This is a genomic window from Pseudomonas sp. NY15356, assembly GCF_048068175.1.
Lineage (GTDB): Bacteria > Pseudomonadota > Gammaproteobacteria > Pseudomonadales > Pseudomonadaceae > Aquipseudomonas > Aquipseudomonas putida_K.
In genome coordinates this window covers 56,362-70,730 of record NZ_JBLUPW010000005.1, presented here as the reverse complement: position 1 = coordinate 70,730, position 14,369 = coordinate 56,362, and the positions used below count along the sequence as shown (strand labels likewise).

Annotated in this window: 14 protein-coding genes; 13 read left to right on the top strand and 1 reads right to left on the bottom strand. The window is 66.9% G+C overall.

Annotated elements, in window-relative coordinates; all coding sequences use genetic code 11:
- The first annotated feature begins 35 nt into the window (after positions 1 to 35).
- The 13 genes from ACNFCI_RS06340 (at position 36) to ACNFCI_RS06280 (ending at position 14,059) form a co-directional block, all read left to right on the top strand.
- Entirely contained in the window at positions 36 to 1,061 is a 1,026-nt protein-coding gene (locus tag ACNFCI_RS06340; protein WP_324812250.1) for an NAD(P)H-dependent glycerol-3-phosphate dehydrogenase, read from the top strand.
- A 15-nt stretch (positions 1,062 to 1,076) separates the two neighbouring features.
- Complete coding sequence (locus ACNFCI_RS06335; protein WP_084854681.1) at positions 1,077 to 1,424, top strand: DUF4389 domain-containing protein; 348 nt, start codon at positions 1,077 to 1,079, stop codon at positions 1,422 to 1,424.
- Entirely contained in the window at positions 1,421 to 1,879 is a 459-nt protein-coding gene (gene sixA / locus ACNFCI_RS06330) for a phosphohistidine phosphatase SixA (protein WP_084854682.1), read from the top strand. The genes ACNFCI_RS06335 and sixA overlap by 4 nt, the downstream gene beginning before the upstream one ends.
- Positions 1,880 to 2,335: 456 nt before the next feature.
- A complete protein-coding gene (locus tag ACNFCI_RS06325) occupies positions 2,336 to 3,124 on the top strand; it encodes an alpha/beta fold hydrolase (RefSeq protein ID WP_368829634.1) in 789 nt (262 codons plus the stop codon).
- Positions 3,121 to 3,975, top strand: coding sequence for an alpha/beta hydrolase (locus tag ACNFCI_RS06320; protein WP_084854684.1), 855 nt, complete (start codon positions 3,121 to 3,123; stop codon positions 3,973 to 3,975). Before ACNFCI_RS06325 ends, ACNFCI_RS06320 begins: the two co-directional genes overlap by 4 nt.
- 109 nt (positions 3,976 to 4,084) lie before the next feature.
- Positions 4,085 to 4,867, top strand: a complete 783-nt coding sequence (locus tag ACNFCI_RS06315; protein WP_084854685.1) for a DUF4892 domain-containing protein — start codon at positions 4,085 to 4,087, stop codon at positions 4,865 to 4,867.
- Positions 4,868 to 4,880: 13 nt separating this feature from the next.
- Positions 4,881 to 5,942, top strand: a complete 1,062-nt coding sequence (locus tag ACNFCI_RS06310) for an AI-2E family transporter (RefSeq protein ID WP_324812273.1) — start codon at positions 4,881 to 4,883, stop codon at positions 5,940 to 5,942.
- 296 nt (positions 5,943 to 6,238) lie between these two features.
- Complete coding sequence (kdpF, locus tag ACNFCI_RS06305; protein ID WP_084854686.1) at positions 6,239 to 6,328, top strand: K(+)-transporting ATPase subunit F; 90 nt, start codon at positions 6,239 to 6,241, stop codon at positions 6,326 to 6,328.
- Positions 6,329 to 6,337: 9 nt separating this feature from the next.
- The gene (kdpA, locus tag ACNFCI_RS06300; RefSeq protein ID WP_368829633.1) at positions 6,338 to 8,032 is read left to right on the top strand and encodes a potassium-transporting ATPase subunit KdpA; all 1,695 of its coding nucleotides are present in this window, start codon (positions 6,338 to 6,340) and stop codon (positions 8,030 to 8,032) included.
- A 10-nt stretch (positions 8,033 to 8,042) separates the two neighbouring features.
- On the top strand, positions 8,043 to 10,097 hold the full coding sequence (gene kdpB, locus ACNFCI_RS06295; RefSeq protein ID WP_324812267.1) for a potassium-transporting ATPase subunit KdpB: 2,055 nt from the start codon (positions 8,043 to 8,045) through the stop codon (positions 10,095 to 10,097).
- Between the two features lie 11 nt (positions 10,098 to 10,108).
- A complete protein-coding gene (gene kdpC, locus ACNFCI_RS06290) occupies positions 10,109 to 10,672 on the top strand; it encodes a potassium-transporting ATPase subunit KdpC (protein ID WP_368829632.1) in 564 nt (187 codons plus the stop codon).
- 40 nt (positions 10,673 to 10,712) lie between these two features.
- Complete coding sequence (locus ACNFCI_RS06285) at positions 10,713 to 13,367, top strand: DUF4118 domain-containing protein (RefSeq protein WP_368829631.1); 2,655 nt, start codon at positions 10,713 to 10,715, stop codon at positions 13,365 to 13,367.
- A complete protein-coding gene (locus ACNFCI_RS06280; RefSeq protein WP_084854691.1) occupies positions 13,364 to 14,059 on the top strand; it encodes a response regulator in 696 nt (231 codons plus the stop codon). Before ACNFCI_RS06285 ends, ACNFCI_RS06280 begins: the two co-directional genes overlap by 4 nt.
- A gap of 102 nt (positions 14,060 to 14,161) precedes the next feature.
- Here the strand turns inward: ACNFCI_RS06280 and ACNFCI_RS06275 are convergent, their stop codons facing one another.
- Positions 14,162 to 14,338: a DUF3077 domain-containing protein gene (locus tag ACNFCI_RS06275; protein WP_416767663.1), complete on the bottom strand. Its 177-nt coding sequence runs from the start codon at positions 14,336 to 14,338 to the stop codon at positions 14,162 to 14,164.
- Positions 14,339 to 14,369: the final 31 nt, after the last annotated feature.

Here is a 14,369-nt window from a genome sequence, read left to right as displayed (position 1 = left end):
TCGCCACTTAACTTATTGGCTTTAACGGATTGGATATGACTGAACAGCAACCTGTTGCAGTTCTGGGAGGCGGCAGCTTCGGCACCGCCGTGGCGAACCTGCTGGCGGAGAACGGCGTGCCGGTGCGCCAATGGATGCGTGACCCGGAGCAGGCCGAGGCCATGCGCGTCAATCGCGAGAATCCGCGCTACCTCAAGGGCATCCGCCTGCACGACGGGGTCGAGCCGGTCAATGACCTGCTGGCCACCCTGCAGGCTTGCGACCTGATCTTCGTCGCGCTGCCGTCCAGCGCTCTGCGCAGCGTGTTGGCGCCCCATGCCCAGTTGCTGCGTGGCAAGGGCCTGGTGAGCCTGACCAAGGGCATCGAGGCGCAAAGCTTCAAGCTGATGAGCCAGATCCTCGAAGAGATCGCTCCCCAGGCCCGCATCGGCGTGCTCTCGGGGCCGAACCTGGCACGCGAGATCGCCGAGCACGCCCTGACCGCCACTGTCGTGGCGAGCGAGGATGAAGACCTCTGCCAGCGGGTCCAGGCCGTGTTGCACGGGCGCACCTTCCGCGTGTACGCCAGCGCCGACCGCTTCGGTGTCGAGCTGGGTGGGGCGCTGAAGAACGTCTACGCGATCATCGCTGGCATGGCCGTGGCCCTGGGCATGGGTGAGAACACCAAGAGCATGCTGATCACCCGTGCCCTGGCCGAGATGACCCGCTTCGCGGTGAGCCAGGGCGCCAACCCCATGACCTTCCTGGGCCTTGCCGGCGTAGGCGACCTGATCGTCACCTGCTCCTCGCCCAAAAGCCGCAACTACCAGGTTGGCCACGCCCTTGGCCAGGGCCTGAGCCTGGAGCAGGCGGTCAGCCGCCTGGGCGAGGTGGCCGAGGGCGTCAACACGCTCAAAGTGCTCAAGGCCAAGGCCCAGGAGGTTCAGGTGTACATGCCGCTGGTGGCCGGGCTGCATGCGATCCTGTTCGAAGGGCGTACCCTGAACCAGGTGATCGAGCACCTGATGCGTGCCGAACCCAAGACCGACGTCGATTTCATTTCCATCAGCGGTTTCAACTGACCCCGGAGCCAATCCATGAATGACCCTGTAAACCGCGCCGAGCGCGAATCGATCATCCTGCGGGTACTGTGGATGCTGGTATTCCTGTTGGTTTGGCACGTGGCCCAGCTGCTGCTGGGCGGCCTGGTGCTGGTGCAACTGATCTACCGCCTGGTCTATGGCGCGCCCAACGGCAGCCTGATGAACTTCGGCGACAGCCTCAGCCAGTACCTGGCACAGATCGGTCGCTTCGGCACCTTCCACAGCGACCAGAAGCCCTGGCCGTTCGCCGACTGGCCAGCGCCTCGCGCCCCGGAGGGCGAGCCACCCCATGAAGTGGCCGCGGCCGCCCACCCGGTGCGTGACGAGGAGCCAAAGCTGTGAAGCTCTGGGTGCTGCGCCATGGCGAGGCCGAGCCGCGGGCCAACACCGATGCCGAGCGGCGCCTGACCGCCCACGGACGCGAGCAGGTCGTGCGCAGCGCTGCGCGCCTGTTGGGGCAGCCATTGGATGCGATCATCGCCAGCCCCTACGTGCGGGCCCAGCAGACGGCGGCGCTGGTACGCGATGCGCTCGGGTTCGCCGAACCGGTGCGCACGGTTTCCTGGCTGACCCCTGACAGCGCTGCCGGCGAGGTGATCAGCGAGCTGGACAAGCTGGGCCTGGAGCATGTGCTGCTGGTGAGCCACCAACCGTTGGTGGGCAACCTGGTGGGCATGCTGGAGCATGGCCATGGCCAGCAACCGGCGCCCATGAGCACCGCCAGCCTGGCGGAGCTCGAAGGGGATTGGCCGCTGGCGGGGTTGATGACCTTGCGGGGGCTGCATCACGCGGGGTGAGTGGTCATGCTGTTCATCTAAAGCGCCTCGGTGCTTGTCAGATCGAGCGCCGCCCGCGCGGCGCATCGCGAGCTGCGCTCGCTCCTACGTTTGTTTACGGCCAGTAACGCCTGTGACAGGCGCGCGCGACCGCCTGGTTGGTACGACACGACCTCGCGTCAGGCACCAAAACGCCCGCGCGAAAATCCCACAGGATGAACTGGCCCGAAATAAACGTAGGAGCGAGCGCAGCTCGCGATGCGCCGCGCGGGCGGCGCTCGATCTGACGGGCAGCACCCGTCTCAAGGCCTACCCTGACCACGTTAAATAACGGACGAAGCAGCACACAAAGGGCCTCAAGTGCCATAAAGGTCCGCGAATGGCCTGATCGCCGTCTCGGATGACTTTTCCGAACGTTGCCGCCCTTGCGCCCCTTGCCGAAAATGAACGCTCGTTTTCCACGCAGACCCGGCCGTCATGTCGCAGCAGATCTTCTTCGCCCACGCCAACGGCTTCCCCTCGGCCACCTACGGCAAGCTGTTCGCCGCCCTGGCGCCGGACTACCAGGTCAAGCACCTGGCCCAGCATGCCCATGACCCGCGCTTCCCGGTCGACGACAACTGGCAGAACCTGGTCGATGAACTGCTGCACCACCTTGCCCGGCAAGAGCAGCCGGTGTGGGGTGTCGGCCATTCCCTGGGCGGGGTGCTGCACCTGCATGCGGCATTACGCTGCCCGCAGTACTACCGTGGCGTGGTGATGCTCGACTCCCCGGTGCTGACCCGTGCCGACCAGTGGCTGATCCGTGCGGCCAAGCGCTTTGGTTTCATCGACCGCATCACGCCGGCTGGGCGCACCCTGGGGCGACGCGAGGCCTTTCCCGATCGCGACAGCGCCCGGGCCTACTTCGCCAGCAAGACCCTGTTCCGCCACTTCGACCCCGAGTGCCTGGAGGCGTATCTCGACCACGGCCTGCAGGCGACCGAGGTGGGGTTGCGCCTTTGCTTCGACCCGGACACCGAAATCCGCATCTACCGCAGCATTCCCCATGTGAGCCCAGCGCCCGTGCGCCGGTTGCAGGTGCCCTTGGCCATGGTGCGGGGCGATCACAGCGGGGTGATCCGCCGGCACCATGCCCTGGCCGTACGTACCCTGCCCAAGGGTGAATACCACAGCATCCCGGGCGGGCACATGTTCCCGCTGGAGCGTCCGGGCGATACCGCCAGCTTGCTCAAGAGCCTGTTCGACCGCTGGAGCCGCCCATGAACACGCAGGTCGAGGAGGTCCGCCTCGCCCTGGGGCACATCGAGCTGGCCGCGCACCTGTTCGGCCCGGCCGATGGCCTGCCGGTGATCGCCCTGCACGGCTGGCTGGACAACGCCAACAGCTTCATCCGCCTGGCGCCGCGCTTGAAAGGCCTGCGCATCGTCGCCCTGGACCTGGCCGGGCATGGGTATTCCGAGCACCGCCCCCAAGGCGCCGGCTACGCCTTGACCGACTACGCCCACGACGTGCTGCGGGTGGCCGAGCAGTTGGGCTGGCAGCGCTTTGGCCTGCTCGGGCACTCCTTGGGGGCGATCATTTCGGTGCAGTTGGCCGGCGCCTTGCCAGACCGAGTCAGCCATCTGGCGCTGATCGACGGCGTGGTGCCGCCCACCGGGCGTGAACAGGACGCTGCCGAGCGCCTGGGCATGGCCCTGCAGGCGCAGCTGCGCCTGGACGGCAAGCGCAAGTCGGTGTATGCGACCCTGGAGGAGGGCGTGCAGGCGCGCATGAAGGGCATGGTCGCGGTCAGCCGCGAAGCCGCCGAGCTGCTCGCCCAGCGTGGCCTGATGCCGGTACCGGGTGGCTACAGCTGGCGCAGCGACAGCCGTCTGACCCTGCCATCGCCGATGCGCTTGAACGACGCCCAGGCCATGGCCTTCGTCCAGCGAGTCGCATGCCCGGCCTGCTTGGTGGTGGCCGCCGACGGCATGCTCGCCCGCCACACGGCCTTGCTGGAGCAGCTACCCTTCGAGCAGGTCACCTTGCCCGGTGGCCATCACCTGCACCTGAACGACGAACACGGTGCAACCCTTGTTGCAGACTGTTTCAATCGCTTCTTCGGCTTTTCTTGACTTGCACCGGACAAGTGTCGAGGCTTGGCGGGTTGAAGAGGGAGACAACCATGCACATGCCAGACATCCTGGACACTTTCACCGGCGCCCTGGGCGAGAAGGGTGGCCGATGAGCGCACGTATTCTTATCGCCGCATGCCTGGGCCTGGCCAGCCCGTTGTCGTGGGCGGGCAGCCTGCCGGTGCCGGTGGACGCCAAGGTGGTCGACCAGCGTCCGGCCGTGGAGCAGGAACGGGTCTACCCCATGGGCCCGCTGCGCAAGATCAGCGGCCGGTTGCGGGTCGAGGAGAAAGTCGAAAGCCGCGGGCAGGTGAGCTCCGTCACCTATGAGCTGCCCGTGGAGCGCACAGCCCGTGAAGCCTTCACCAGCGCCCGCGAAGCCCTGCAGCGCGATGGCGGCTACCCGCTGTTCTGGTGCCAGGGCCGCGATTGCGGCGAGGCCAGCCTATGGGCCAACGAGGTATTCGCCAACGCCCGGCTCAACGGTGGCGACGAGCAGCAGGCGTTCATCCTCCTGCGCCGTTCTGCCGACGAGGCCGACACCCTGGTTTCACTCTACAGTGTCACCCGTGGCAACCGTCGCGCCTATCTGCATGTCGAGGAGTTCGTCTCCGCCAGCCCCCTGGGCGAGCTGCTGCCGACCCCGGCCACGGTGCTGCGCGAGCTGCGCGACACCGGCAAGCTGGACTACCCTGACCTGGCCGCGCCGCAACCGGCGTGGGTGGCCTTGCTCGGGCGCAGCCTGAACCTGGACAGCACCTTGCGCGCCAGCCTCAGCGGCGCCCAGGCCGAAGCCTGGCGCGAGCAACTGGTACAGGCTGGCGTGCGCGCCGCGCGCCTGGAAGTGGGCACTGCCACCACCGATGGGCTGCACCTGGAATTGATCCGTTGAGCGGAGTGCCATGATGGCCAACAACGACCGGCTGTTGATCCAGATCCTTCTCCTGGCCTTGCTCGGCGCCGGCCTGTGGGTCATGGCACCGTTCATCTCGGCGTTGCTGTGGGGCGCGATCCTGGCCTTTGCCAGCTGGCCGTTGATGCGCCTGCTCACGCGGGCCCTGGGTGGGCGGGAAACCCTCGCTGCGGGCCTGCTCACCGCCGTGTGGATTCTGCTGGTGGCCTTGCCCCTGGTGTGGCTGGGCTTCAACCTGGCCGACCACATCCGCGATGCCACCGCTTTCGTGCGCGACGTGCAGGTCGATGGCCTGCCCGATGCGCCGTCCTGGCTGGGCAACATGCCCTTCGTGGGTGAACGCCTGGTGGCTTGGTGGGCGTCCCTGGACCAACAGGGCGCTGCGCTGCTGGCGTCGGTCAAGCCGCACCTGGGCCAGGTGGGCAACTGGTTGCTGGCACGCAGCGCGCAGATCGGCAGCGGCGTACTCGAGCTGACCCTGAGCCTGGTGTTCGTGTTCTTCTTCTACCGCGATGGGCCACGCCTGGCGGCCTTCGTCCTGCGTCTGCTGCAGCGGCTGATGGGCGAGCGCGCCGAGTACTACCTGGACCTGGTGGCCGGGACCGTGCAGCGTGTGGTCAACGGCGTGATCGGCACCGCCGCCGCCCAGGGCCTGCTGGCCATGATCGGTTTCTTGATCGCCGGCGTACCGGGCGCCATCGTGCTGGGGTTGGTCACCTTTATGCTCAGCCTGATCCCCATGGGGCCGCCGCTGGCCTGGATACCTGCCACCGGCTGGTTGGTGTGGAAGGGCGAGTACGGCATGGCGGTGTTCCTCGGCTTGTGGGGCACCTTCATCATCAGTGGCGTGGACAACGTGCTCAAGCCCTATCTGATCAGCCGCGGCGGCAACCTGCCGTTGGTGATCGTGCTGCTCGGGGTGTTCGGTGGGTTGATTGCCTTCGGCTTCATCGGCCTGTTCATCGGCCCGACCTTGCTGGCCGTGGGCTACAGCCTGCTGCTGGACTGGAGCCGCAACGCCGGGCAGCAGCCCCCGCAGCCTCCGCAGGCGTAGCCATAACGATAGCCCCACGCGGTTTCCTTGTAGGAGCGGCCTCGCGCCGCGAAAGGGCCGCACAGCGGCCCCAGGATTTCATCGATAACGCCACGACAACTGGGGCCGCCTTGCGGCCCTTTCGCGGCACAAGGCCGCTCCTACTTGTCCCGCGATTGGGCCGGTTCAGGCACCGAAAACAGCTGATCTTTACGCACTCTTTATGCCCTGACCCACCCCCCGATCTCGCCCCTTTACGCCCCTGACTCGGACAATTTCCCTAAAGCGGCCCAAGCCGTGGAACGGGAGATTTGCACATGAACATACTCGATGGGGTGTCGCTGCTCTTGGCAGTGGCGTTGGCGGTTTACCTGCTGGTGGCGCTGCTGCGCGCCGATCGCGGCTAGGGAGCGGCCATGCACAGTTACGACTATGTCTTGCTGGCGGCATTCTTCGCCATCGTGCTGCTGCCGGCGCCTTGGCTTGGGCGGTTCTGCTTCAGGGTCATGGAAGGTCGGCGGACCTGGCTGTCACCGGTGCTCGGGCCGGTGGAGCGGGGGTGCTACCGCCTGGCTGGCGTACGTGCCGAGCAGGAACAGACCTGGAAGCAGTACACCTTGGCGCTGCTGGCGTTCAACCTGGTGGGCTTCGTGATCCTATTCGCGGTACTGCTGCTGCAGGGCAGCCTGCCGCTCAACCCGCAACACCTGGCGGGCCAGGAGTGGTCGCTGGCGTTCAACACTGCCGTGAGCTTCATGACCAACACCAATTGGCAGGCCTATAGCGGCGAGGCCTCGGTCAGCTACCTGAGCCAGATGATCGGCCTGACCGTGCAGAACTTCGTCAGTGCCGCCACCGGCCTGGCCTTGCTGGTCGCCTTGTGCCGGGGCATCGCCCGGCGTTCGGCCACCACGGTGGGCAACTTCTGGGTGGACCTGACGCGCGCCACCCTCTACGTGCTGCTGCCGCTGTGCCTGGTGCTGGCCCTGCTGCTGGTATGGCAGGGCGTGCCGCAGACCTTCGCCGGCTACACCCATGCCCTGACCCTGCAAGGCGCCGACCAGACCATCCCCCTGGGCCCGGCCGCCAGCCAGGTCGCCATCAAGCAACTGGGCACCAACGGCGGTGGCTTCTTCGGCGTCAACTCCGCCCACCCCTTCGAGAACCCCACGGCGTGGAGCAACCTGTTCGAGGTGGCATCGATCATCCTCATTCCGGCAGCGCTGGTGTCCACGTTCGGCCACTACGTCAAGGACCTGCGCCAGAGCCGCGCCATCCTCGCCTGCATGCTCGGTTTGTTCCTGATCGGCGGTGCTGCGGCGCTGTGGTCCGAGCAACAGCCCAACCCGGCCCTGCAAAGCGCCCAGGTGCAACAAGCCGCACCGCTGGAAGGCAAGGAGAGCCGCTTCGGCACGACCGCCTCGGTGCTGTGGACGGTCACCACCACGGCTGCCTCCAACGGTTCGGTCAATGCCATGCATGACAGCCTCAACCCCCTGACCGGCATGGTAGCCATGGTCAACATGATGGTGGGCGAGGTGATCTTCGGCGGCGTGGGGGCTGGCCTGTACGGCATGCTGTTGTTCGTGCTGGTCGCCGTGTTCCTGGCGGGCCTGATGATCGGGCGCACGCCGGAATACCTGGGCAAGAAACTCCAGGCGCGGGAGGTGCAACTGCTGGTGGCGACCTTGTTGGTGATGCCGGTCGGTGTGCTGGTGCTCGGTGCCCTCGCCGCCAGCCTGCCAGGCCCTGCTGGTGCGGTGACCAACCCGGGCCCCCACGGCTTCAGCCAGTTGCTCTATGCCTACACCTCGGGCACGGCCAACAACGGCTCGGCGTTCGCCGGCTTCGGCGCCAACACCCCGTACCACAACCTGATGATCGGCCTGGCCATGCTCCTCGGCCGCTTCGGCTACATCCTGCCGGTGCTGGCGCTGGCGGGCAGCCTGGCGGCGAAGCAGCGCGCCCCCCAAGGCTTGAACAGCTTCCCCACCCACGGCCCGCTGTTCACCGTCCTGCTGCTGGTGACCATCCTGCTGGTCGGTGGCCTGACCTTCCTGCCGACCCTGGCCCTAGGGCCGATCGCCGAATACCTGAGTCTGGGTTTCTGAGGAATCCTCCATGAACATGCCCATTTCCGATGTGAACACCCATCACGCTGCTGCCGACCAGACCCGTTTTGCCGCCCTCTGGCGCCCGGCCCTGGTGCAAGCCTTCGTCAAGCTCGACCCACGCCAGCTCAAGCGCTCGCCGGTGATGCTGGTGGTGGCGCTTACCGCCGTGCTGACCACTGTGCTGTGTGTGGCCCCCGGCAGTGGCGTGAGCGTAGGCGTCGCAGCGCAGATCGCCCTGTGGCTGTGGTTCACCGTGTTGTTCGCCAACTTTGCCGAAGCCCTCGCCGAAGGCCGTGGCAAGGCCCGCGCCGACAGCCTCAAGGCCGGTAGCCAGGGCCTGGCCGCGAAACGGCGTAGAAGCGACGGCTCGTTCGAAACTATCGCCGCCACCCAGTTGCGCAAGGGCGATGTGGTCAAGGTCGTCGCCGGCGAGTTGATTCCGGGCGATGGCGAGGTGCTCGACGGCATCGCCGCGGTCAACGAGGCGGCCATCACGGGTGAGTCGGCGCCGGTGATCCGCGAGTCCGGCGGTGACCGCTCGGCCGTCACCGGCAACACCCGCCTGGTCTCCGACTGGCTGCTGATCCGCATCACCAGCAACCCCGGCGAGTCGACCCTGGACCGCATGATCGCCCTGGTCGAAGGCGCCAAGCGCCAGAAGACACCCAACGAGATCGCCCTGGACATCCTGCTGATCGGCTTAACCCTGATCTTCCTGATCGTGGTGGTCACCCTGCAGCCGTTCGCCCATTTCGCCGGAGGCAGCCTGCCGCTGATCTTCCTCGCCGCGCTGCTGGTGACGCTGATCCCGACCACCATCGGCGGCCTGCTCTCGGCCATCGGTATCGCCGGCATGGATCGCCTGGTGCGGCTGAACGTCATCGCCCGTTCGGGCCGCGCCGTGGAGGCCGCCGGCGATGTGCACACGCTAATGCTCGACAAGACCGGCACCATCACCTTCGGCAACCGCCGCTGCAGCGCCCTGCATGCAGCACCGGGCATCACTGCGCGCGAGCTGGGGGAGGGGGCATTGCTTGCATCGCTCGCCGATGACACCGCCGAGGGCAAGTCGATCGTCGAGTACCTGCGCCAGCAGTACGACTTCGACGAACCTGCTGCAGGCGAAGTCGAGCCGATTGCCTTCAGTGCCGAAACCCGCTTGTCCGGCATCGACTTTCAACAGCGCCGCTACCGCAAGGGCGCGGTGGATGCGGTGCTGGCCTTCGTCGGCATGCAACGTCTGGACATGCCGGCACCCCTGGCCCGCGAGGTGGAGCGTATCGCCCAGGGGGGCGGCACGCCGCTGCTGGTATGCCTGGACACGCGCCTGCTGGGGGTGATCCACCTCAAGGACGTGGTCAAACCCGGCATCCGTGAGCGCTTCGCCGAACTGCGCAAGCTGGGTATCCGCACGGTGATGGTCACCGGCGACAACCCGCTCACTGCCGCTGCTATCGCCGCCGAGGCCGGGGTGGACGATGTGCTCGCCGAAGCCACACCGGAGAAGAAGCTGGCGCGCATCCGCCAGGAACAAAGCGACGGTCGCCTGGTGGCCATGTGCGGTGATGGTGCCAACGATGCCCCGGCCCTGGCCCAGGCCGATGTCGGCATGGCCATGAACGATGGCACCCAGGCCGCACGCGAGGCGGCCAATATGGTCGACTTGGACAGCGACCCGACCAAGCTGCTGGACGTGGTACAGGTGGGCAAGGAGCTGCTGGTCACCCGTGGTGCGCTGACCACCTTCTCCATCGCCAATGACGTGGCCAAGTACTTCGCCATCCTGCCGGCGCTGTTCGCCTCGATCTATCCGCAGCTGGGCGTACTCAACCTGATGCAACTGCAGAGCCCGCAGAGCGCGATCCTCTCGGCCATCGTGTTCAACGCCCTGATCATCATCGTGCTGATTCCCTTGGCCCTGCGCGGTGTGCGGGTGCAGGCCGCGAGCGCGGCCCAGCTGCTGCGGCGCAACCTGCTGATCTACGGCGTGGGCGGCATCATCGTGCCATTCGCCGGGATCAAGCTGATCGACCTGCTGCTCAATGCCCTGCACCTGGTTTGAAGGAGACGAACATGACGACCTACCTGCGCCCGGCCCTGAGCCTGGCCCTGTTGATGACGCTGATCACCGGCGCCCTCTATCCCCTGGCAGTGACCGGCATCGCCCAGGTGGCTTTCCCCGAACAGGCCAATGGCAGCCTGGTCCACGACGAGCAGGGCCGCGTGCGCGGCTCGACGCTGATCGCCCAGGCGTTCGAGGGCGATGCCTGGTTCCATTCACGGCCTTCGGCGGGCGGCTACGCCACGGTGGCGAGCAGCGCGAGCAATCTCTCACCGAGCAATCCGGCGTTGGCCGAGCGGGTCAAGGCCGATGCGGCGGCGCTCTATCACGCAGGGCAGGGCCCTGTGCCGCTGGCTTTGCTGACCACTTCGGGCAGCGGTCTGGACCCGCATTTGCCTGCGCAGGCCGTGGCCTACCAGCTCCCGCGCGTGGCGGCCGCGCGGCAGGTGCCGGTGGAGCGCTTGCAAGCCTTGCTCGAAGAGGCCACCCTCCACCCATTGATCGGCCCGCCTGTGGTCAATGTGCTGGCGCTGAACCAGGCCCTGGAGCGTTTGGCACCCGTGCCTGAGCATTGACGGGTGCTGTAGGAGCAGCCGCGTACATGAAGGATGAAACATGAGTAACGCCACCCGCGCCGATGCGCTCTTGGCGAGCCTGCCGCGCGAAGGTCGCGGCAGGCTCAAGGTATTTCTCGGCGCCGCCCCGGGTGTAGGCAAGACGTTCGCCATGCTCCAGGCTGCCCACGCCCAGCAACGCCAGGGTATGCGGGTGCTGGCCGGGGTGGTGGAAACCCACGGCCGCGCCGAGACCGAAGCACTGCTCGGCGGCCTGCCGCAACAGCCTTTACTGCGCAGCGAATACCGCGGCGTCACCCTCGAGGAAATGGACCTCGATGGCCTGCTCAAGGCCACTGCATCCCTGGTGCTGGTCGACGAGCTGGCCCACACCAACGCCCCTGGCAGCCGCCACGCCAAGCGCTGGCAGGACGTCCAGGAATTGCTGGCCGCCGGTATCGACATCTACACCACGGTCAACGTCCAGCACCTGGAAAGCCTCAACGACAAGGTCCGCGACATCACCGGCGTGCAGGTGCGCGAAACCGTGCCGGACTGGGTGCTGCAGGAAGCCTTCGAACTGGTGCTCATCGACCTGCCGCCCCGCGAGCTGCTGGAGCGCCTGCGCGAGGGCAAGGTCTACGTGCCGGAGCAGGCGAGGGCAGCGATCGATGCCTTCTTCTCCCAAACCAACCTCACCGCCTTACGCGAGCTGGCCATGCAGACTGCCGCTGCCCAGGTCGATGCGGACCTTGCCAGTGGCTACCGCCAGCGCGGCCAGGAGGCTCCGGCCTTGCGCGGGCGCTTGCTGGTGGGCGTCGATGGCGACGAGCAGGCCGAGCGCCTGGTACGTCATGCCAGCCGGGTTGCCCAGCGCCGACACTTGCCGTGGAGCCTGGTGCATGTCGACAGCGGCCGGCTGCGCGACGAGGTCGCTCGGCAACGCTTGCAGGCCGCGCAACAGCTCGCCGAACGCCTGGGCGGTGAAGTGGTGGTGCTGCGTGCCGGTGAAGTGACCCGCACATTGATCCAGCACGCCATCGAGCGCCGTGCCAGCCTGGTGCTGGTCGGCCAGTCCCGTGATCGCCTGCGTCGGCGTCTGTTCGGAGGCGGTGTGGCGATGCGCCTGCTGCGCGAAAGCCACGGTCTGGAAATCAATGTGCTCGATCGTGACGGCCAGCCCGAAAAAGCAGGTGCGGCGGCCAAGCGAGTGTGGGTGTGGCGCCATTATCTCCTGGCGTTGCTGGCGACCGTGCTGGCGGCTGGCGTGTCGTGGGCCGTGTCGAGCCTGTTGCCGCTGCCCAACATGTCTCTGGTGTTTCTCGTCGCGGTGCTGCTGGTGGCGGTGCGTAGCAGCCTGGGGCCGGCCCTGGCCTGTGCGGCCTTGTCGTTCCTGAGCTACGACTTCCTGTTCATTCCGCCCACCTTTTCCTTCAGCATCCAGCGTGAAGAAGACGTACTGACCCTGGTGTTCTTCCTGCTCATGGCCGCCCTCACCGGCAACCTGGCCACCCGTCAGCGCCGGCAGCTACAGGCCTTGAAGGAAACCCAGGCCGAAACCACGCAATTGCTCGACCTGTCGCGCCGGCTGACCGTGGCCACCGACCGCCAGGCCGTGTTCAGCGCAGCTGGCCAGCATCTGGACGGTTGGCAGGACATGCAGGTGTGCCTGCTGGAGCGCGACAGCGACCGCCAGCTGCGTGCCGCCAGTGGCCACGAACCGCAACTGACCGACAACGAGCGCGCCGCTGCCGAATGGGCCTGGCAACACGGCCAGGCTGCCGGGCATGGCAGCGACACCTTGCCCGACGGGCGTTGGTGGTGGTGGCCGTTGTCGGTGGAGGACCAGCCCCTGGCCCTGCTCGGTGTGCGCCCACGCGCGGATGCTTCCCTGAGCACCCAGCGCCGTCGCTTGCTCATGGCCTTGGGGCAACCCCTGGCCCAGGCCCTGGCCCGCGCCCGGCTCGGCGAGCAGCTGGAGGCCGCGCGCCTGCATGGCGAGACCGAGCAATTGCGCAGCGCCTTGCTCGCCTCGGTGTCCCACGACCTGCGCACCCCCCTGACCGCCATGCGCGGCAGCATCGACAGCCTGCTGGCGTTGGGCGACGCCATCCCCCCGGATGACCGCCGCGAGCTGCTGGAGGGCACCCGCAACGAAGCCGAACGCCTGGATCGCTATATCCAGAACCTGCTGGACATGACCCGCCTGGGCCACGGCACCCTCAAGCTCGCCCGTGACTGGGTAGCCCCGGCCGACATCGTCGGCAGCGCCCTCAACCGCCTGCGCGTAGTCCTGGCGCCCCTGCGCGTGCATACCGACGTCCCCGCCGAACTGCCGTTGCTGTTCGTTCACGCAGCGTTGATCGAACAGGCCCTGATCAACGTGCTGGAAAATGCCGCGCGCTTCTCGCCTGCCAACGGCCGCCTGGAACTGCGCGTCGCCCTCCAGGACGAGCAACTGTGCTTTGCCGTCAGCGACCAGGGCCCAGGCATCCCGGTGGCCGAGCGCGAGATGATCTTCGACATGTTCTACACCGCCGCCCGCGGCGACCGTGGCGGGCAGGGCACCGGCCTGGGCCTGGCGATCTGCCAGGGCATGATCGGTGCCCACGGCGGCAAGATCCTGGTCGGCGATGGCATCGATGGCCAGGGCACCTGCATCACTCTATGCTTGCCGCTGCCCCCTCAACCCGAACCTGAAAGCGAAGCCTCATGAGTCAATCCGCCACCCTGCTGGTCATCGACGATGAACCACAGATCCGCAAGTTCCTGCGTATCAGCCTGGCCTCCCAGGGCTACAAGGTGCTCGAAGCCGCCACCGGCAGCGAAGGCCTGGCCCAGGCGGCGTTGGCCAAGCCGGACCTGGTGGTGCTCGACCTCGGCCTGCCGGACATGGACGGCCAACAGGTATTGCGTGAGCTGCGCGAATGGAGCACCGTGCCCGTGCTGGTGCTGTCGGTGCGTGCCAGCGAAGTGCAGAAGGTCGACGCCCTGGACGGCGGTGCCAACGACTACGTGACCAAGCCCTTCGGCATCCAGGAGTTCCTCGCGCGTGTGCGCGCACTGCTGCGCCAGGCCCCCCAGACGGGCAGCGCGCTGTCGTCGGCGAGCTTCGGGCCACTGGTGGTGGATTTCGCGTTTCGCAAGGTGACGCTTGACGGCGCCGAGGTGGCGCTGACGCGCAAGGAGTACGCCTTCCTGGCCCAGCTGGCCGGCCATCCCGGGCGGGTGATCACCCAGCAGCAATTGCTCAAGGACATCTGGGGGCCGACCCATGTGGACGACACCCACTACCTGCGCATCGTCGTGGCGCATGTGCGGCAGAAGCTGGGGGATGATCCGACGGCGCCGCGGTTCATCATCACCGAGGCGGGTGTGGGTTATCGCCTGGTTGCGCCGACGGCTTGACTGGGGCTGCTTCACAAACCGATTATCAGCGGTGCACTAGACCCGGCGCATCATTCCCAGCTTCGCATCATCCATCAGCGCCTTGGCCAGAGCCGCCAAGTACTACGACGCCCAAACCAGCTGAGGTTTGTCTTCCATCACCCCGGTGAGGGTCATATCCCGCACATACCCCATCAACTCCGAAGCCTGCTCGCGTGCATAGTGGCAGGGAATGCCAGGCTCAATGCGCCCCATCGCTGGCAAGCCAGCTCCTACAGGTGTGGCGGTGTCTCTGAACATAGCGCAGGACCGGTGGGAGCCGGCTTGCCGG